The sequence below is a fragment of the Corynebacterium guaraldiae genome (genome assembly GCF_053480195.1).
On the sequence record NZ_JBRBAU010000008.1, the window covers coordinates 25,091 to 44,147 of the forward strand.

Annotated in this window: 18 protein-coding genes; 11 read left to right on the plus strand and 7 right to left on the minus strand. The window is 61.0% G+C overall.

What is annotated here, in order from left to right; genetic code table 11:
- The first annotated feature begins 20 nt into the window (after positions 1 to 20).
- Together ACUY3D_RS07555 and ACUY3D_RS07560 are read left to right on the plus strand one after the other, a co-directional pair.
- Positions 21 to 533, plus strand: coding sequence for a polyadenylate-specific 3'-exoribonuclease AS (locus tag ACUY3D_RS07555; RefSeq protein ID WP_070519824.1), 513 nt, complete (start codon positions 21 to 23; stop codon positions 531 to 533).
- A gap of 66 nt (positions 534 to 599) precedes the next feature.
- On the plus strand, positions 600 to 1,988 hold the full coding sequence (locus tag ACUY3D_RS07560) for a class II 3-deoxy-7-phosphoheptulonate synthase (RefSeq protein ID WP_070565440.1): 1,389 nt from the start codon (positions 600 to 602) through the stop codon (positions 1,986 to 1,988).
- Positions 1,989 to 2,000: 12 nt separating this feature from the next.
- Here ACUY3D_RS07560 and ACUY3D_RS07565 read toward each other — a convergent pair whose 3' ends face one another.
- Positions 2,001 to 3,251, minus strand: a complete 1,251-nt coding sequence (locus ACUY3D_RS07565) for a protein kinase domain-containing protein (RefSeq protein ID WP_070533345.1) — start codon at positions 3,249 to 3,251, stop codon at positions 2,001 to 2,003.
- A 50-nt stretch (positions 3,252 to 3,301) separates the two neighbouring features.
- On the opposite strand from ACUY3D_RS07565, the gene ACUY3D_RS07570 reads away from it, so the two are divergent.
- Positions 3,302 to 3,700, plus strand: coding sequence for an Rv2175c family DNA-binding protein (locus ACUY3D_RS07570; RefSeq protein ID WP_070519830.1), 399 nt, complete (start codon positions 3,302 to 3,304; stop codon positions 3,698 to 3,700).
- Here the strand turns inward: ACUY3D_RS07570 and ACUY3D_RS07575 are convergent.
- From ACUY3D_RS07575 to ACUY3D_RS07585, 3 genes are read right to left on the minus strand one after another with little or no spacing between them, the layout of a single operon-like run.
- The gene (locus ACUY3D_RS07575; RefSeq protein WP_070596830.1) at positions 3,669 to 5,207 is read right to left on the minus strand and encodes an alpha-(1->6)-mannopyranosyltransferase A; all 1,539 of its coding nucleotides are present in this window, start codon (positions 5,205 to 5,207) and stop codon (positions 3,669 to 3,671) included. The two genes, ACUY3D_RS07570 and ACUY3D_RS07575, sit on opposite strands and share 32 nt — an antisense overlap.
- 1 nt (position 5,208) lies before the next feature.
- A complete protein-coding gene (locus tag ACUY3D_RS07580; RefSeq protein WP_448240774.1) occupies positions 5,209 to 6,300 on the minus strand; it encodes a polyprenyl synthetase family protein in 1,092 nt (363 codons plus the stop codon).
- 43 nt (positions 6,301 to 6,343) lie between these two features.
- Complete coding sequence (locus ACUY3D_RS07585) at positions 6,344 to 6,916, minus strand: GNAT family N-acetyltransferase (protein WP_448240775.1); 573 nt, start codon at positions 6,914 to 6,916, stop codon at positions 6,344 to 6,346.
- 253 nt (positions 6,917 to 7,169) lie between these two features.
- Between ACUY3D_RS07585 and ACUY3D_RS07590 the strand changes: the two genes are divergently transcribed.
- Positions 7,170 to 7,613 carry an SAV_6107 family HEPN domain-containing protein gene (locus tag ACUY3D_RS07590; RefSeq protein ID WP_070561927.1) on the plus strand — a complete coding sequence of 148 codons (444 nt, stop codon included), beginning with the start codon at positions 7,170 to 7,172 and terminating at the stop codon, positions 7,611 to 7,613.
- Positions 7,614 to 7,765: 152 nt separating this feature from the next.
- A complete protein-coding gene (locus ACUY3D_RS07595; protein WP_070596831.1) occupies positions 7,766 to 8,173 on the plus strand; it encodes a DUF3040 domain-containing protein in 408 nt (135 codons plus the stop codon).
- A gap of 76 nt (positions 8,174 to 8,249) precedes the next feature.
- On the opposite strand, the gene ACUY3D_RS07600 is transcribed toward ACUY3D_RS07595, so the two are convergent.
- Genes ACUY3D_RS07600 through ACUY3D_RS07610 form a run of 3 tightly spaced genes read right to left on the minus strand, consistent with a single transcriptional unit; the run spans position 8,250 to position 10,686 of the window.
- Positions 8,250 to 8,816, minus strand: coding sequence for a TetR/AcrR family transcriptional regulator (locus ACUY3D_RS07600; RefSeq protein WP_070561922.1), 567 nt, complete (start codon positions 8,814 to 8,816; stop codon positions 8,250 to 8,252).
- Between the two features lie 35 nt (positions 8,817 to 8,851).
- Positions 8,852 to 9,541 (minus strand): ABC transporter ATP-binding protein, encoded by a 690-nt coding sequence (locus ACUY3D_RS07605; protein WP_154761799.1) that lies wholly within the window; start codon positions 9,539 to 9,541, stop codon positions 8,852 to 8,854.
- Positions 9,538 to 10,686: an ABC transporter permease gene (locus ACUY3D_RS07610; protein WP_448240777.1), complete on the minus strand. Its 1,149-nt coding sequence runs from the start codon at positions 10,684 to 10,686 to the stop codon at positions 9,538 to 9,540. The genes ACUY3D_RS07605 and ACUY3D_RS07610 overlap by 4 nt, the downstream gene beginning before the upstream one ends.
- A gap of 525 nt (positions 10,687 to 11,211) precedes the next feature.
- Here ACUY3D_RS07610 and mraZ point away from each other — a divergent pair.
- The 6 genes from mraZ to ACUY3D_RS07640 all read left to right on the plus strand — a co-directional run bounded on the left by mraZ (position 11,212) and on the right by ACUY3D_RS07640 (position 19,035).
- The gene (mraZ, locus tag ACUY3D_RS07615) at positions 11,212 to 11,646 is read left to right on the plus strand and encodes a division/cell wall cluster transcriptional repressor MraZ (protein WP_010190539.1); all 435 of its coding nucleotides are present in this window, start codon (positions 11,212 to 11,214) and stop codon (positions 11,644 to 11,646) included.
- A gap of 174 nt (positions 11,647 to 11,820) precedes the next feature.
- The gene (rsmH, locus tag ACUY3D_RS07620) at positions 11,821 to 12,864 is read left to right on the plus strand and encodes a 16S rRNA (cytosine(1402)-N(4))-methyltransferase RsmH (protein WP_070561916.1); all 1,044 of its coding nucleotides are present in this window, start codon (positions 11,821 to 11,823) and stop codon (positions 12,862 to 12,864) included.
- A complete protein-coding gene (gene ftsL / locus ACUY3D_RS07625) occupies positions 12,861 to 13,697 on the plus strand; it encodes a cell division protein FtsL (RefSeq protein ID WP_070596835.1) in 837 nt (278 codons plus the stop codon). Before rsmH ends, ftsL begins: the two co-directional genes overlap by 4 nt.
- 325 nt (positions 13,698 to 14,022) lie before the next feature.
- On the plus strand, positions 14,023 to 15,891 hold the full coding sequence (locus ACUY3D_RS07630; protein WP_154761859.1) for a peptidoglycan D,D-transpeptidase FtsI family protein: 1,869 nt from the start codon (positions 14,023 to 14,025) through the stop codon (positions 15,889 to 15,891).
- Between the two features lie 58 nt (positions 15,892 to 15,949).
- Positions 15,950 to 17,503 (plus strand): UDP-N-acetylmuramoyl-L-alanyl-D-glutamate--2,6-diaminopimelate ligase, encoded by a 1,554-nt coding sequence (locus ACUY3D_RS07635; RefSeq protein ID WP_070685290.1) that lies wholly within the window; start codon positions 15,950 to 15,952, stop codon positions 17,501 to 17,503.
- Complete coding sequence (locus ACUY3D_RS07640) at positions 17,500 to 19,035, plus strand: UDP-N-acetylmuramoyl-tripeptide--D-alanyl-D-alanine ligase (RefSeq protein ID WP_448240779.1); 1,536 nt, start codon at positions 17,500 to 17,502, stop codon at positions 19,033 to 19,035. The genes ACUY3D_RS07635 and ACUY3D_RS07640 overlap by 4 nt, the downstream gene beginning before the upstream one ends.
- Positions 19,036 to 19,057 lie beyond the last annotated feature (22 nt).

The following is a 19,057-nucleotide window of genomic DNA, read 5'->3' on the forward strand; positions in this document are numbered from 1 at the left end:
GGGAGACTAGGATACGGGGCGTGCGCTACTTCTACGACACCGAATTTATCGAGGACGGATCGACCATTGAATTGGTCTCCATCGGAATTGTCGGGGAAGACGGTAGCGAATACTACGCGGTATCCACAGACTTCGATCCGGCCAAGGCAAACGCATGGGTGCGTGAGAATGTTTTGGATAAGCTGCCGAGTCCAGCAGACCCGGTATGGAAATCACGCGAAACCATCCGCGAAGATCTCCTGAAATTCCTCGGCCGGCACTCCACTCCCATCGAGTTGTGGGCCTGGGTGGGCGCCTATGACCACGTGGTTGTTGCGCAACTCTGGGGCGATATGGCGAGTCTGCCCAAGGGCCTGCCGCGCTATACCCGGGAGCTTAAGCAGTATTGGGAATTCGCCGGCCGCCCCAAGCTGCCTCCTGTCCCGAACGGCAACCATGACGCGTTGGTCGACGCCCGCCATAATCTGGCCAAATTTCGGGTTTGTGAACAGCACTTGCCGTTGACTAGGGGCAACCGCGTTAATAAAGCGTGAATTAATACCGTGGTCGAAATGCCATTAACTAACGCGCGATAGACCCAAGATGGTTAAATACTGGGTGTGAGTTGGACAGTAGATATTCCCAAAGAAGTGCTCCCTGATCTGCCACCGCTGCCGGAGGGGATCAACGAGAAGTTTCAAGATGCGATTGCCCGCGAGGCAAAGCAGCAACCCAGCTGGGATCAGCTGCAAGCCGATAACGTGCGCAAGATCCTGGAATCCGTCCCACCTATCGTTGTGGCTCCAGAGATTGAGGACCTCAAGCGCAAGCTTGCCGACGTCGCCCTGGGCAACGCCTTCCTCCTCCAGGGAGGCGACTGCGCGGAAACCTTCGAGTCCAATACGGAGCCGCACATCCGCGGCAACATCAAGACGCTGCTTCAAATGGCCGTAGTTTTGACGTATGGCGCGTCCACCCCGGTGGTTAAGCTCGGTCGCATCGCCGGCCAGTACGCGAAGCCGCGCTCCTCTGATCTGGACGCAAACGGCTTGTACAACTACCGCGGTGACATCGTCAACGGCGTAGAAGCCAACGAGGAATCCCGCCGCCACGATCCCGCCCGCATGATCCGTGCCTACGCGAACTCCTCGGCGGCCATGAACCTGGTCCGCGCGCTGACCCAGTCCGGAACCGCTGACCTTTACCGACTCCACGAGTGGAATCGCGAGTTTGTGGCCAACTCTCCGGCAGGCGCTCGCTACCAGGCCCTGGCGAATGAAATTGAGAACGGCCTGGCCTTCATGAACGCCTGCGGAGTCTCAGACGAGACCCTGCGTTCGGCACAGATCTACTGCTCTCACGAGGCCTTGCTGAAGGATTACGAGCGTTCCATGTTGCGCTTGGGTACGGACTCTAACGGCGAGACCAAGCTCTACGACCTGTCCGCTCACCAGCTGTGGATCGGCGAGCGCACCCGCGGCCTCGACGATTTCCACGTAGCTTTCGCCTCCATCATTGGCAACCCCGTGGGCATCAAGCTTGGCCCAGGAGTAACCCCGGAGCAGGCTGTGCAGTACGCAGAGCGTTTGGACCCGAACCGTGAGCCTGGCCGCCTCACCATGATCGCCCGCATGGGCCACGACAAGGTGCGTTCCGTCTTGCCGCCGATCATCAAGGCCGTGGAGGACTCCGGCCACAAGGTTGTGTGGCAGTCCGATCCGATGCACGGGAATACCTTCACGGCATCGAACGGCTACAAGACCCGCCACTTCGACAAGATCGTCGACGAGGTTCAGGGCTTCTTCGAGGTGCACCGTGAACTGGGTACCCACCCGGGTGGTGTCCACCTAGAGTTCACCGGCGAGGACGTCACCGAGTGCCTCGGCGGCGCTGAGGACATCACGGACGTGGATCTGCCGGGCCGCTACGAGTCCGCCGTGGATCCGCGCCTGAACACCCAGCAATCGCTGGAGCTGTCCTTCCTTATCGCCGAGATGCTGCGCAACTAGAAGTTGCGCAGGCTAATATGGCCTCCAGAGAATCGGCCACGTGCCGTATTCTCCGGAGCCAAACCACCAGGCCGCCACGGCGACGGCCAAGGTGGCAAGCCCGACGAGGATGAGGAAACCTATAAGCGCGATGGCGCTGCGGTTGCTCAAAGGGCGCTCTTCTGGCTCCTCCTCGGCACCGGCCGGGGGAAGCGGCGCAGAAGGTTCTGCTACCGCAGGGGACGGTGCCGGGGGATTTACCGGTGCGGCCGGCGGGAGAAAAGCATCGTTTCGAGGCTCTACACGGGTTTCCCGCGTGGGCGGTTGAGGCGCCGGGATCGTGGACGTGGCTTCGAAGACCCGGGTATTGCCTGCCCCCGAAAAATCCGTGGGCACAGCGGCTGTCCGTGCAGCAGCCGAGTTCCGCGGGACGGGGACGGTGAATTGCGGGAGCTGCAGTTCGCGGGATACATCATCTAGCGCATCGAGGAATTCGCCGGCATCCGCAAACCTTTCGGCCGGCTGGCGCGCGGTGGCGGTGGCCACGAGGGCGTCGAAAAGCATAGGCACCCCCTCGATGCGTGAGGACGGCGCCACCACATCCGCGTGCACGCGCGCTGTGGCGTGGGCCAGTGGGGTCTCGCCGTGGAAGGGGACCGTGCCGGTAAGGAGCTCAAACAGGACAATTCCGGCCGAATAGACATCGGAAGCCGGGGTAATATCCGCACCCGTAACCTGCTCGGGGGAGAGGTAGCTGACGGTGCCGACGATTTGACCCGAGCTATCGTGCTCCGCCTTGGCGGAGCGCACCAAGCCGAAATCGCCGACCTTAACGCGGTGGTTGTCCGTGATGAGAACGTTGTCTGGCTTGATATCGCGGTGCACGAGGCCGGCGTGGTGGACCTCGGTGAGCCCGGCCAGCACGGAGTGCATGACCCCGGCTGCGGCATGCGGCGGCATGGGTCCGCGTTCAGCAAGAAGCTCGCGCAAGGTTCCGCCGGTGATGAGCTCCATGATGAGATAGATGGGCAACCCATCCGCGGAGAAATCATGCACGGCGACGAGGTTGGGGTGGCTTAGCTGCGCCATGGCGCGGGCCTCGCGCTCGAAGCGGGTGACGAAGACAGGGTCATCGTGATAGCGCTCATCCATGACCTTGGCGGCGACCGCGCGGCCCAATCTCATGTCGACACAGCGATACACGGTGGACATGCCGCCGCGAGCGATCGGCTGATCGATGCGGTAGCGTCCTTCAAGAATGTCGCCCACGTTCAGCCTTGTCATGGATTCCAGTATGGCCGATCAGCGCCCCAAAGTGTGATCCGGCTACAGTTGTGTCCGTGACTAATTCTGAGAACAACTTCGAGAATCCGCACCCGGAACTACCGCAGCTCCTCGCCGGCGAAAAGCTGCTGACGCTCGCTGAGGTTGCTGAAAAGCTCGATCTTCCCATCACTCGCGTCTTCGACCTGCTCAACGCGCGTAAATTCATCGTGTGGCGAAACGCCGAGGGGGAGCGCCTCGTCCCGGAGGCATTCTTCAATTCCAAGGGCGTCATTTCCAAGCACGTGTCCGGTGTCATTACAGTTCTTTCGGACAACGGGTGGGGCGACAATGAGATTCTGGCGCACCTGTTTACCGAAGATGAGTCTTTGCCAGGCCGCCCCATTGACGCGCTCCACGGGCACCTTGCGCGCGAGGTTATTCGGCGCGCGCAGGCTTCGGCGTTTTAGCAGTAGCAGCCTCATCCATGGCCGCGGTGGTGCGTGGAACACCATCGAAAATCCACTGCGTTGCTGACCATGCCACGACCACCATGGCGATGTCCCAGAACCAGTTATAGAGCTGGTGGTTTCCGTCGCCAGCGAAGGCCACTCCGATAAAGAGGGCCACGCCGGTGGTTAGTTTGATCAAGGGCAGCGGTGGGCGGAAGGTTCCCATGAGCGTGAGCACGGAGGCGTAATACCAGGGAAGCGTCACAGAGTTGAAGACGAACGCCACCTGGTAGGCAGCAGCCGTAGCGGCAATCGCGCGGCGCACGCCCGTTCGCCCCCACCACCACACGATGACGAGGCCGAGGAGCATGAGGATCATCGCAATTGAACGCAACACGCTGAGCACCCCGTTATAGGTGGTATCGGGGGAGAAGACCTGGATGAGCGGTACCAGAATGTCGGCGAGCAAGGTAGGGCCGGCCAGGGGATTGATCACCTTGGAATTGCCGCTGATTTGTGACAACCAGCCCCACGAGCTTCCCGACGCCCACGTAATCACCGCCACCGCCAGCGCGACCTCCGCCACGGCAACGATGCCGGACAGGAGAAAGACCCCGAAGCGCTTGAGTGGCGTGGTGCCTTTCGGCGCCCAGTGGTGCAGCATGAGCCACACGATAAACGGTGCGGCGAATACAGCTGTGGCTTTGAGCGACACCGCTACGCCGACAAGAAGGAGGCTGAGATGAAACTTGTTGTGAACCGCGGCGAGCAATCCCAGCGATACCAAGCCCACCATGACCGATTCATTGTGCATGCCGCCGATGAGGTGCAATAGAATCACTGGATTCGCTACACCCAACCACAGTGCTAGCGCCGGATCGCCCCCGATGCTGCGTGCAAGGCGTGGAATCGACCAAGCGATGGCGGCAAAGCCGAGGACCGATATCGCCTTATAGACGATGATGCCCGCGGCGACATTGTCCCCCACGAGGTTGGTTACCCCGTTGCCCATCCACAAGTGCAGCGGACCATAAGGCGTAGTGGTGTTTCGCCAGTCGTGTGAGACTTCCAGCAGGAAGGGGCCGGGGTTAACAGCCGCGCCTTCGACATAAGGATCGAAACCATCGCGCACCATGGCTCCCTGCATGAGATAGGAGTACACGTCCCGCGAAGCCAGTGGGGCCGCGCACAACAGCGGGGCAACCCAGCACATCAGCATTCGGCGGATGTCAGACAGCGCGCCGTCGGGTTGCGGGTTCTTGAGCTGTGGGGCGATGAGATAACGCCCAGCCAGGACCCACGCGGCGACCAATCCAAAGAGGCCAACCCAATAGAGGACTATGCCGATGTTGCGGCCGTGGCCATACGCGAGAAATCCGATATTGAGTGCCTCAAGAAAGCCGCCGCGGTTCCGGGTTGCGCCACCAGAGAAGGAGGCGAGAGCAAGGATCGCCGCGGAGACGATGCCCAAAGGAAGGGGGTTGGGAATGCGCAGGGATACGCGCGCGGATGCGGAGCGGGCCATGCTACATCCGGCGTGCGGTGGATTTGTGGGCAAGCTCTTCCAGCGTTGCCGTGACTTCGGGGGCGACCTGGGCATTATGAAGGTGGTCAAGGCCCGAGCGCGTGAGATCGCTGATGCGCTGCTCGACGACATCCGGTGCCCCGGAATCGGCAATGATCTGGGCCATGCGGGCAATATCTGCGGGATCCTCCGTCTGGCCGATGAGTCGGCGAAGCTCCGCGGCAGCAGCGGGATCAGTGGTATCCGCACGTTGCAGAGCCAATGACAAGAGGACCGTGCGCTTGCCCTCGCGCAGATCATCACCGGCGGGCTTGCCAGTAATTGCTGGGTCACCAAAGACCCCCAACAAATCATCGCGGAGCTGGAATGCGACCCCGATGTCTTGTCCATAGCCGCGGAAAGCGGCAACAAGCTTTTCGGGTGCTCCTGCTACGGCTGCGCCCAAATGCAACGGGCGCTCGATGGTGTACGCGGCGGTCTTGAAACGGTTTACTGAGTCCGCCAACGTTGCATCCTCGGAGCCTTCCGCTTCGAGGCAAATATCCAGCATTTGCCCGCCGATAACTTCGCGGCGCATCGCCCGCCACGGCGCCCGAGCGCGCGCGAGCGCCTCGGGGCTCAGCCCGGAATCCTGGAGCATGTCCTCGGCCCAGACCAAGGCCATATCGCCCACAAGGATGGCGAGAGACTGCCCGAAAAAGTCAGCGTCACCGCTGAGCCCGAGCTCCCGATGGCGAGCGGCTACGCCACGGTGGACGGTGGGATTGCCGCGCCGAGTATCGGAAGCATCCACGATGTCATCGTGGATGAGGGCACAAGCCTGGATGAATTCTAGGGAAGAAGCTGCGCGGAGCATCGCCTGTGGGGACTCCGTGCCCTCGAGCCCATGTGCGCCGATAAAACCTGCCCACGCGTAGAGAGGGCGGATACGTTTTCCGCCGTCCAGCACGAAGGATTCCAAATAGGAGATCGCGTTAGTCACCGGGGAACCGATGGACGCGATGACGTCGCGCTGACTATCTAGGAAAAGCGCGAGCTCCTCACGTACGGCTACGGGAATATCGTCCAGGGAAGGTATTTGCGGAGTAGTCACGCCTGCCACTCTACCTGGGCAGGCTCACGGATTAGACGCCAGGTTAAGCGGTACCGGCTGGTGCTAGCGGCACAGCTGATTGCAGGATGGCGAAGGGGCGTGAATCGGCGGGGTAATGGAGCTGGCGAAGGAAGTCACTAAAGCCCATTTTGCGGTAGAGGCCGAAGGCGGAGTTGGCTTCATTGGGAACCTCAGGTGTGGAGAGCAGGATGTAGCGGGCGGGGAGGTTCCAGGCCAGTGCTTCAAGCAGCGCACGGCCCAGACCGTGGCCCTGTGCCTCGGGCACTACGTGGATTTCCGCCAACTCAAAATAGTTGTGGAGAACCTCTTCTTGCTCTGGGGTTGCGCCGCCGTTGTTGGAGAGCGCTCGGCGGAGTTGCTTGTCCCACCAGGTATCAGGAGAGCCGAGAAAGCCGTAGGCAAATCCGGCGATGCCGTCTTCGGAGGTGGCCGCCACGCAGGAAAACCCCGGGCGTATGAGATCCCCGCGCCACCGCATGATGGAGCTGTTGCGTACTGAGGGGTCGTAGTTCATCGCTGCAATGTAGATATCCACCAAGTGCGGGAGGGCAATGGCGAACTCTTGGGGGCTTAGTCGGCGCAGCGTGTAACTCACATGTCTAATAACAACAGATTCTTGCGGTATGTGAAAGCAGGCGGCGAACCCATTCCGAGCAAAATTGATGTGCCTGTTCGAAAAACGTGGAGAAGTTCAGTAAACCTATTGTCGAATTCGAACATGTGGACTAAAATTGGGGGTGGATGTAGGAAGGCGGCTTTAAGGTGAATCGCGTCAACAAACAACGACAGAAAATCAGCAACACAGTCTCTATTGACAAGCTCAGGAAGAAGCCCAAGGGGGAGAGGTCATGGCACAGGTAATCTCAGCAACAGCAGCGGCGCGGAGCCGTAACCGGGAGGCGTTGCAGCGCGTACGCCGCGATCGTTTCGTGGGGCAAGCGTTGGATTTGTTGGTGGACGCGCGTCAGAGCGCAGCGGAGGGGCGTTTCGCGGATGCTTTAGAAATGGCCTATCGCGCCTCGCTGCGCGCTGCCGGGGCTCGGGTGGCAGCGTCCACGGTGTCACGTCGCCGGCGCTTGCCCACCTCCGCTTGGGAGCAAGTGGCGCTCATCGGCCCGGCTGATGCGCAGTGGGCAGCGGAGTTTAAGGACTACTCGCGTGTGCGTTCGCGAGTGGCATCCGGACTGGATCCAGTCCCTGATCCTGATACGGTCTATCGCTATGTGGCGCTTGCCGCCCGCTATGTGGATGCGACTGAGTCTGAGCTGGGCTTCGGTGGTCTCGCGGCTTAATGCGGAGCGCAGGGCCCTGGCGATGTGGTGTAGTGCGGCTAAAACGTGCGGACTGTCTTTGCGGGAACTATCTCGCTATTCTTGACGTTATAGAGGTAGTAATCCTATTTCCCAGTTCCACTACCTAAACCCAACCCACTACGGAGGACGCTGTGGCCCTTTCTGAGCACGAACAGCAAGCGCTGCGTGAAATTGAGCAGTCGTTGCTGGCCAATGATCCTGATTTTGGTGCGTCGGTGTCCGGTGAAACTTCTTTCGGCGCAAACTCGGGCGCTATCACCCTCCGCGGAGTTGCCTTGATTGTTGTCGGTCTCTGCATGATGGTGGGCGGTATTGCGTTGGCCCAGCAATCCCTGTGGTTTGTGAGCCTCTCGGTCCTCGGCTTCCTAGTCATGTTTGGATCCGGCGTCTGGATGCTGCTCGGAAACTCGGAGGATTCTCTGGTTGCAGTCGGTGCGCAGTCGTCCACTCGGGATCGCGGCAAGCAATCCAAGAAGGGTGGTAGCGACGTTGGGAACCGCCTCGAAGACAATTTCCGTCGTCGCTTTGAAGGCCGCTAAGCGCATATGCGCCTAAAGGCCGGTCCGAAGAGCCCTCCGCTTTAAAATCAGCGGAGGGCTCTTTTAATGCGGTGACCTAGGGCAGGATGGCTTCGGCCATTGCGTAAAGGGTTTGCGTTGCGCTGCTGAGCTTTTCCGGTGAGCCGTCCGCCAGTTCAGAGGCGCGGACGATGGCCGCATTGAGCAACGAGATATCTACTGGGGAAACGCCGGGGCAGAACTCGTCAACGATGGAGGCGAATCCGCCATGTGATTTTTGTACTTCCTCGTCAGCAAAGGCTTGGGGGAAGTGCTGTGCGGCGGTCATCAAATGGCCGTGTGCACTATGAATGAAGAGATCGAGCGTGGCGTCGACATAGGCGTGGATGCGCTTCTTAGGCTCCGGGGAGGCTACCTTCATGGCGGCCTCGAGTTGCTCATTCCACGATTGGGTCGCCTGAATAAGCAGCTGTACCAGTAGATCGTGCTGGGATGATACGTATCGATAGATGCTGGGGCGGGCAAGCCCGACTTCTGCGGCAACTTCGGCCAAGGTGGGGACTGCACCATGGCTAGTGATGATCAGCTTTTCGGCAGCCTCGAGCACCGCGCGGTGCTGGACGGCGCGGTGCTCGGCTACTGTCGTTTCAGTGATCTTTGGCATGCGTGTGAGTCTACGTTAAGCTGCGCATTCTTTGCTTATCGCTGGGCAGAGGCGCTGGCGGGCGTCAAGCGGCCGTCGACCATCTCATAGACTTTGTCGCAGTGATCGAGAACCTCGTAGTCGTGAGTGACCATGATGCCCGCGACGTTAAAGTCGTGGCATTCTTTTGCCAAGAGCGCAACGATCTCCTGGGAGCGTGCACGATCCAGGGCTGCGGTGGGCTCGTCGACAAGCAGCACTTGGGGGTCGCCAACGAGTGCGCGCGCGATGCCAACGCGCTGCCGTTCACCGCCGGACAAGCTGCCCGGGCGGTGCTTGGCGCGATGTTTCATGCCAACCTTGTCGAGGAGCTCAGTGCTGGAATAGCGCCCAGTCTTACCAATGACTTTGCTGGCCAACTCGAGCTGCTCCTCCGCGGTCAACGCGGAAGGAAGATTTCCGGTGGACTGGAAGACGAAGCCGATGTGGTTGCGGCGGATCCGTGCCAGTTGGGCGTCGCCAAGCTGCACGATGTCCTCGCCCGCAACGAAGACCTGGCCGGAATCGGGCGTCGTCAATGCGCCCGCAACAGCGAGCAGCGTGGACTTGCCGGAACCTGATGGTCCGACCACGGCAACGAATTCGCCGGGATCGATGCTGAGATTGACGGAATCGAGTGCCTTAACCTGCGAATCGCCATCGGTGTAGCTGACGGTGACGTCTTTTAGTTCTAAAGCTGGGCTCATCGGTTTTCTCCTAGGGCTGCGAGGGGGTTGGTTCGGGTGACACGGACAACGGCGATGAAAGCGCCGAGCAATCCAGCGACGAAGAGGATGAGGCCGCCACTGATGACGGAACTGAATTCGGTGGCATAAGGCATGGCGGTCTGCTCTAGGAGGCTGCCCAAGCCGACGGCGACAAGCGCGCCTGCCAGGATGGACAGGACGAGGATGACGACTGCCTGGCCGAGGCTATCGCGCAACAAGAAGCCCTTGGTCGCGCCCATTGCGCGGAGGGTGGCGATATTGCCGGCCCGCTGAATGGTCCACACGAGGAAGAAAGCGCCGGTCACGAGTGCGGCGATGACATACAGGAACCACGTGATCATGGACAAGGTCATCATCTCGGCGGTGTAGCCGGGGGAGGAGTCGAAGCTTTCCTTGAGGGTTCGAACATCCAGGCCGGACTGTTCCGAGAGGGCCTCGGTGTCCGGCTTGTCTGACGTGCGGGCGACGATGACGGAGGCTTCGTCATAAGCGTCTGGGTTCACGGCTTCGCCGTGGCGCCCGCCGGCGTGGATCTCTTGCCAGATGTCGAGCGGAAGGTAGGCCACGTCCACGTGTCCGAAGGTGCGTTGGTTATCGGTAAACCCAACGACATTCAGCGGGATATCCAAGCGATCGAGCGTGATGGTGTCGCCGACCTCGATGCCTTCATCGTGCAGGGTGGAGGAGACGATGATGTCGTGCTTGGTGTTGCTGGGCTGGCCGTCGACCCGGTTGGTGTCAAGTGCGGGCAAACCTGCCGGTGCCACGAAGGAGTCCGGTTCTACTCCCAGCAGGGTCAGGTCCACTGCCGTGCCGTTTTGGTTATGGGCATTGGCGATGGTCAGGCCAAGAGGAGCGGCCTCCTCCACGCCGTCGTGTTGAGAGAACGATTCGCTATCAGAGGCATCGACAACCGAGCGGGTGAAAGCTGAGTCTTTCTGGGTGCCGTCGGCGAAAGCGACGACGTCGGTATCCATTGCTTTTAGTCCGGAGACGCCGTCGTTGACCAGACCTGCTGTGAGGCCTGAGATGATGACGACGAGCATGGACATGAGGGCAAGGACAACGCCCATGAGGATGAATCGGGTACGCGCGAAGAGCATCTCGCGCCAAGCTAGATACATAGGGGATCTTCCTAGTGGGTGAAGAAAACTAATGGAGCGCCATCCCGTGGTTCTCAAGATGGCAACACACTGTTTCTATCATAGGAACGCGGCGTTTCTAAAAAGGGGAGGCGGTGGTGACGGCGTTTTGGTCGCTTTCCCTCAATTCCCCACTTTCACCCACTGCGCGCGGGCTAGGGGCTGGAGCCTGGGTGCCGCTGACGGTTTTGTCAGGGGTGGGGCGGGCAAAGTTGCAGGATTCTGGGGCTGGTGAGGAGATTTAGTTTCTAAGGGGTGGAAGTTGCGTGGGTGATTGCCCGGGGAAGGTCCCTACTTTGGCGGTATGTCAAGGGGGGTGCCGGGAAAACTTCCCACCAGAAAAACATCCTTTTATCTGGAGGTTTATCGTGACACGCGGGCGAGCGGGGCGCTAAAGGTGTTGGTGGTGGGGGAAAGTGGGGTAGAGTGGGGCGCAGCGGAGGAGAGTTGTTCTCTTGTCGCGAGAGGAATCCGGAGTTTTCGAGTGACAGGAAGGTGGACCCGGGGATGTTTCTCGGCACCTACACTCCCAAGCTCGATGACAAAGGGCGGCTTACGCTTCCAGCGAAGTTTCGCGAAGAACTGGCCGGTGGCCTCATGGTCACCAAGGGGCAGGATCACTCGCTTGCGGTGTACCCGCGCGAGGAGTTCGCGGCACGAGCCAGGAAGGCTGCGGCTGTGTCTCGTACCAACCCGGACGCACGTGCGTTCATCCGTAACTTGGCAGCGAGTGCGGACGAACAGCGTCCCGATGGGCACGGGCGTATCACGCTGTCTGCAGGCCACCGTGAGTACGCAAACCTGACGAAGGAATGCGTGGTTGTGGGGTCGGTCGACTTCCTCGAAATCTGGGACGCAGCCGCATGGGCTGAATACCAGGCGCAAACTGAAGACGCTTACTCGGCGGCAGACGCCGATGACGTACTTGCCGGACTGCTTTAGGGCTAGCCCGGTGCACCGAGAGTGCGTGTACGGACTCTGCCCGAGGAGGATGAGCTGGTGTACTTCCCCGACATCAGAACCCTTCCTCGGACAGGGCCCTATACGCACTCGATTTTTTATCGACCACATCAGACAGCAGCCTCAGGCGCCTGAACGGAAAGGGGGACAGCAGCTGTGGACCGCAATGGCACTATTACCTACGACGTGAATGACAACCACGGCCATGTCCCCGTCATGCGTGCGCGCATGGCTCAACTGCTTGCCCCAGCGGTTGAAGCGGCAGGGGAGAACGCAGTGATTGTCGACGGCACCCTCGGCGCCGGCGGCCACAGTGAGTACTTCCTCAACTGCTTTCCCGCCGCACGCATCATTGGTGTGGACCGGGACTCCGCTTCCTTGAGCAATGCTTCTCGCCGTCTCAGTCCCTTCGCTGACCGCTTCGTCGCCGTCAACGCGCGCTTCGACGAGGTGGGCAGCGCCATTGCGCAGGGCGAGCATGAAATTTTTTCTATCGCGCGGGAGCACGGCATTGCCGGGGCGCTGTTTGATCTTGGTGTGTCATCCATGCAGCTCGATCAGATCGACCGCGGATTTGCGTACAAGACCGACGCGCCGCTGGATATGCGCATGGACCCACGCCAGGAAATGACGGCCGCCGACATTCTGAATACGTATAGTCACGGCGAGCTTGCCCGCATCCTCAAGACTTATGGTGATGAGCGCTTCGCCGGCAAGATTGCGTCCGCTGTGCTCAAAGAAAGGGAAAAGGAACCTTTCAGCAATTCCGCGCGATTAGTTGAGCTGTTGTACGCCGCTATCCCGGCGGCAACTCGCCGCACCGGCGGCCACCCTGCGAAGCGAACCTTCCAGGCTTTGCGCGTCGAGGTTAACCGCGAGCTTGAAGCGATTGAGCAGGTTATCCCCGTAATCACGGACGCCCTGTCCGTTGGCGGGCGCGCGGTGTTTATGAGCTACCAGTCGCTCGAAGATCGCATCGTCAAGCATGCCTTCACCAAACTCAGCACCTCGACCACACCTGCGGGCCTGCCCATGGATCTCCCGGGCACCGCAGCGCACTACTCCATTGTGACGCGTGGGGCCGAGAAGGCGAGCAAGGAAGAGATTGCGGAGAACCCGCGGGCGGCATCCGTCCGGGTGCGCGCTCTCGAGCGTCTTGAAGGGACCCCGTCTTTTCATGAACCGGGAGGTAGGCCATGACGTTGAGAGACCGCACTGCACAGGCAACCGACCGCCGCGACCACGAGAGGACCCACACCATGGGCGCTAGCCGCGATTTCACTACTGGAGCCGACGTCTCGGGGCAGGGGACCGCACTGCTTGAGCGAGGTCGCCGTACCACGCCGCTGCCCAGCCGTACTCCGCATCGCGGCACAGTGCCCTCACGACGGGGCGCAACCAGTCTGCGGGGAAACCGCCTTGGGTCGAAGCAGGTAGTGAGCAATCGTGGGCGCCGTGTTGTGCAGCCCACTCGGGTCACTGGTCTTTTCGCCCGCCTGTCCTTCATTGCCATCGGCCTACTTATCGCTGGTGTGGCTGTGGCCATGTGGCTTTCGGGCTTGTCGACGTCCCAGACTTTCAAGATTCAGGAGCTTACCGCCCAGGAATCCACGCTGGATAACCAGCTAGAAACTCTCAACCGAGACTTGGAGAATGTTCGCTCCGCCTCCGATGTTGCCCGCCGTGCCCACGAAGCCAAGATGGGTATCCCGGTCCAGCCAGGCGTTGTGGAAGTCGGTCCGGACGGCAACGTGGAACAAAAGCGTGAGGCAACTCCGGATATGGAATCGGTCATCGATGTCAACGGCGAGCCGGTCCGCCCGGGGCAGGCTTCCAGTGACCCGAACGCGACCGCCAACATGTCCGACAACCTGAACGCCCGCCCGAATCTCAACGGAAGGCAGGGCGAGCGTGAGAGCTCTGCCCCGAATGATTCGCGTTCGGGAGACAACTCCGAGGGAGGTCAGTCGGGTGAAGGAAACGTAGAGCTGCCGGATATCCCGGCCCAGGCTCCTTACGCCGCTCGGGGATAGATTCCCTTCCCGCTCCGCGCGTGCCTGCGTGGACGGGCGGCGATCATAGGGCACAATTCGGGATGAGTTCATCTCCACCCCGCACCAGTGGGGGCACGATGTTTAGCTGTTCAAATACCCATCCTCGCTGCAGATAGAAAGGTGACGTGTGACCCCACCACACTCAGGTGGCCGGCGCCCGAGGCGCGTTTCCGCCGCCCGTGCCGCCCAACCGCGCGGTACCTCTCACCAACCACGGCAGCGTTACGACGCCGACCGCGTCGTTCCCGCGACCCGTTCCCGAAACCCGCGTACCGGCAAGCCGTTTATGAGCCAGCAAAAGACGATGCACCATCGCGTTCATGTCATTGCAGCGGTACTGCTCGTCGTCATGCTGGCGTGGATGGGGCGCCTCGCATGGGTGCAGATCGTGTGGGGCCCAGACTTGGCAGCGAAGGCCGCAGAACAGCGAACTCGTGTTTATGTGGATACCGCTGGGCGTGGCGAGATTCTTGCTCGCGATGGCCAGCGTTTGGCCTACACCATGCGCGCTCGGTCTTTGACTGTGTCACCGACCCGCCTGCGTGATGAGCTTCGTGAACAGGAAGAGCAGAAGGCCTCCGACGAGGCCGAGTTTGCGTCCCTAGCGCCCGACGCAAAGAAGACCTACCTCGACGACAAGGTGACTGAGAGGCTCACCGACATGTCGAAGGGAATCCCGGACAAGCTGAAGGAAGCGGGCATCGACGCCGGGGACGTGGATTCGGAGCAGATCATGGATAAGCTCCGCGCCGATACCCAGTACGAGGTTCTCGTGCGAAACGTCGACCCGGATGTCGCGGTAGCCATCGCTGAGGAATACCACGGCCTGGCTGCCGATGAACAGCAAATCCGCCAGTACCCCAACGGATCGATCGCTGAGAACGTCATTGGCAAGGTATCCATGGATGGCCAAGGCCAATTCGGTTTCGAAGCTTCCGGAGACACCACCCTCACGGGAATCGATGGCAGCTCGACGGAGGACGTTTCCGCCAGCGGCCAGGTCATCCCAGGTACTCTCCGCGATCAGGTGCCCACCACCGACGGCAAGAACGTGACGCTGACGCTGGACCTCGACTTGCAGACTTACGTGCAGCAGAAGCTGGAGAAGGCGAAGGCCAACTCGAAGGCGAAGAGCGCCGAGGCAGTCGTCTTGGACGCAGCTACCGGCCAGGTTTTGGCGATGGCAAATACTGGAACGGTTGATCCGAACAAGGACATCGAAAAGCAGCTGGACAAGAATAAGACCTTCGATAACCTTGCTGTCTCGCACCCCTTCGAGCCGGGCTCGGTGGCAAAGATCATCACCGCCGCAGCAGCCATTGAAGAGGGGCTTACTGACCCCAATGAGGTTCTGCAGGTGCCCGGTTCCATCGACATGGCCGGCGTGACTGTGAATGATGCCTGGCCGCACGGCGTCGAGCCCTACACCACGACCGGCGTCTTCGGTAAGTCATCGAACGTGGGAACGCTGATGTTGGCGGATCGACTCGGCCAAGATAAGTATGCCGACTACCTGAAGAAGTTCGGCCTCGGCCAGACTACCGGCATTGAGCTGCCCAACGAGTCCCCGGGACTTGTTCCCGATCGCTCGCAGTGGTCCGGCGGAACGTTCGCTAACCTGCCCATCGGCCAAGGCCAATCATGGACCGCCTTGCAATTGGCATCTATTTACCAGGCCCTAGCCAATGATGGTGAGCGCATCGAGCCGCGCATCATTGACTCGATTACCGCGCCGGACGGGACGAAGGAAGAGCTGGACGAGCCCGAGACCACCCGGGTGGTCAGCGCCGAAACCGCGCGCACAGTAGTGGACATGTTCCGAGCCGTTTTCCAGGATGACCCGCAGGGCATTAACAACGGTACCGCCGGAAATGCCAATATCGAGGGTTATCAGCTCTCCGGCAAGACCGGTACCGCGCAGAAAGTCGATGAGGAAACTGGGGCTTATTCCAACTCCAAGTACTGGATCACCTTCGCCGGCATTGCGCCTGCCGACGACCCCCGCTTCGTCGTCGCCGTCATGCTTGATGAACCTGAATCCGGTGTCAACGACGACGGATCCGGCGGTCAATCCGCGGCCCCTATATTCAGCGATATTGCATCCTGGTTGCTAGACCGCGACAATATCCCGCCCTCCCCGCCAGCACCGAAACTGACCTTGCGTGCTGAGTAAAAGCAACAGCGCCGATAAATACACCTAGAGCACAGAAGAACAGAGAAGAGGAAGCATCGTGACAAGCAGCACCAGCCTTGAGCGCCTAGCAGAGATTTCTGGGGGCACGGTGATCGGGGATGCCTCGATCACCGTGGGGGCCTGTGGATTGAATTCTGCGACGCTGCCGCCCGGCGGCCTGTTCGCGGCGCTTCCTGGAACACGCGTACATGGCGCGAAGTTCGCCGCAGATACCGCGGCGGCTGCCATTCTTACGGATGCCGAAGGCCAGCGCATTCTCGTCGAAGCAGGGGAGTCGCGGCCGATTCTCGTGGTGGAGGATATCCGCGCCATCCTCGGTACCGTCTCTGCCGAGATTTATGGCCATCCCACGCAAAAGCTCACCATCCTCGGCGTGACGGGCACATCCGGTAAAACTACGACGAGTTACCTCCTTGAGGCGGGGCTGTTGCACGCGGGCTATTCGGTCGGCCTCATCGGCACGACGGGCACTCGCATCAACCGCGAGCCGGTCCCGACCTCCCTGACCACTCCGGAGGCGCCGACTTTGCAGGAGCTTTTTGCGCGAATGGTTTCCGAGGGTGTCACGCACGTCGTGATGGAGGTGTCCTCCCACGCGCTTTCCTTGGGGCGAGTTCAAGGCACGCACTTCAACGTGGGCGGCTTTACCAACCTGAGCCAGGACCACCTGGACTTCCACCCGACAATGGAGGACTATTTCGAGGCCAAGGCCATGCTTTTCGACGGCCCCCAAGCCGCCGACCGTTCAGTGATTTGCATCGATGACGAATGGGGGCGTCGCATGGCGCAGCGAGCAGCTGCACGCCCGGTGATTCAGGTGTCGACGGGTTCGGAGGCTCGCGAGGCTGATATCACTGGCCGCCAGCTCAGCACCGAGGTCACCGGTGCACAGCAGGTGGAACTCAAGGTCGCCTCTGGTGAGCAGGCCGGTACTTATGAATTCCGCCTGCCCATGCCGGGCACCTTCAACATTGCCAATGCGGCACTCGCGACGGGAATGGCCGCCGCTGTGGGAGTCGAGCCACGAGTTTTCCTCGAAGGAGTCGAAAAGGTGGCGGTCCCAGGCCGCATGGAGCGCATCGACCGCGGCCAAGACTTTGTCGCCGTGGTTGACTACGCACACAAGCCGGCTGCAATCGCGGCTGTGCTGGACACCCTGCGTACGCAGTTGGACGGCAGCGCGGGCCGCATCGGCATCGTCGTTGGCGCAGGTGGCGACCGTGACTCTTCCAAGCGCCCGCTTATGGGCGCGGCGGCCGCGAATGGCGCCGACCTTGTTGTCGTCACCGACGACAATCCCCGAACCGAAGACCCGGCCGCCATCCGCGCTGCCGTGCTGGCGGGAGCCCGCGAGGCGAACCCGTCGGCCGATATTCGAGAAGTTGGCTCCCGCGCCGAGGCCATCGATGAGGTCGTGACGTGGGCGCAGCCGGGTGATGCTGTCATCGTCGTCGGCAAGGGCCATGAGGTAGGACAGTTGATTGGCGATACCGTTCATCACTTCGATGACCGCGAGGAGATGGCTCGCGCCCTTGATGCCATGGCCACTGCGACTACCCTGAGTAACGAAGAATCCAAGGAGCAAGCATGATTGCGTTAAGCCTCGCTGAGATCGCTCAGATCACGGGCGGCCGCCTGGATAATGTCAACGATCCAGATACCCGAGTGACTGGGTTCGTCGAATTCGATTCTCGTAAGGTCACCCCGGGCGGTCTCTTTGTGGCGCTGCCCGGCGCTCGGGTAGATGGGCACGACTTTGCCAACACCGCGATTGACAAAGGGGCCGCGGCTGTTTTGGCGGCGCGGCCGGTGGGCGTTCCGGCGATCGTCGTCGAGCCGCACGGGCGCGTCGAAGGCGACGGTGCCAATGCGGACATTTATGCCAATGATGCCGATGGCTCCGCCGCGGCCGTCGTTGAAGCACTCTCCGCGCTCGCCCGAGCAGTAACCCAGCGGCTTGCAGCCGAACAGGAGCTCACCATTGTGGGCGTTACTGGTTCGGCAGGAAAGACGTCCACCAAAGACCTGATAGCCACTATCTTCCGTGAGGTGGGGGAGACCGTTGCCCCGCCAGGCTCCTTCAACAATGAAATTGGTCTGCCTTATACGGCCCTGCGCTGCGATGAGCACACGCGCTACCTCGTGGCGGAGATGTCGGCCCGCGGCATTGGACACATCCGGCACCTGACCAACATCACCGCGCCGCGTGTCGGCGTTGTTCTCAACGTCGGCACAGCACACCTTGGTGAGTTTGGTTCGCGCGAAAACATCGCGAAGGCCAAAGGAGAACTCGTAGAAGCACTGCCGAAGGCTGTCGACGGCGGCGTGGCCGTCCTCAACGCTGATGATCCTTTCGTCGCCGCGATGGCTCCCCGCACGGCGGCCAAGGTGGTGTACTACTCCACGGAAAACCGCCGCGGAGGCGCACCGGCAGCGCAGTATTACGCCACCGATATTGAACTCGATGACGTCGCCCGCCCCTCCTTTACCTTGCATAGCCCGGATGCCGAGCCCGTTGCCGTGAAGCTGCAGGTTTTTGGCTCCCACCAGGTATCCAACGCGCTTGCCGCTGCGGCCGCAGCGATCGAGCTCGGGGTATCGGCCGCCACCGTGGCTGCTGCGTTGTCTGGGCATCTCCTCGCCTCCGAGCACCGCATGGACGTGCGCACACGCCGCGATGGCGTCACTGTCATCGATGACTCCTATAACGCTAACCCGGATTCGATGCGCGCGGCGATCGCCGCCTTGGCCTATACCGCCGCCGCGCGCCCCGATGCTCGTGCCATCGCGGTGCTAGGGGAGATGGGAGAACTCGGCGGCGATGCGGAAAAATCGCACCGCCAGCTCGGTGAGATTTTGGCCAAATACCACGTGGAGCACTTAGTAGCAGTAGGGGAGAATCCCAACTGCCGGGCAATGGCCAAGGCTGCCATGCAGCAGGGTATAAATACAGTGGTGTGCGCCGATGCCGCGGCGGCTGCAAAGGCTGTCGACGGCATTCTGCGCGTGGCCCCGGCAGGGGTCGATGATTGGGCTAGCCGTAGCGTTAAGGACGTGGTCTTGATTAAGGCCTCCAATGCCCAACGTCTTTGGTTGGTCGCGGAACAGCTGAACAACAGCTAGCCGCTAGAAAGGACTTCAAGCT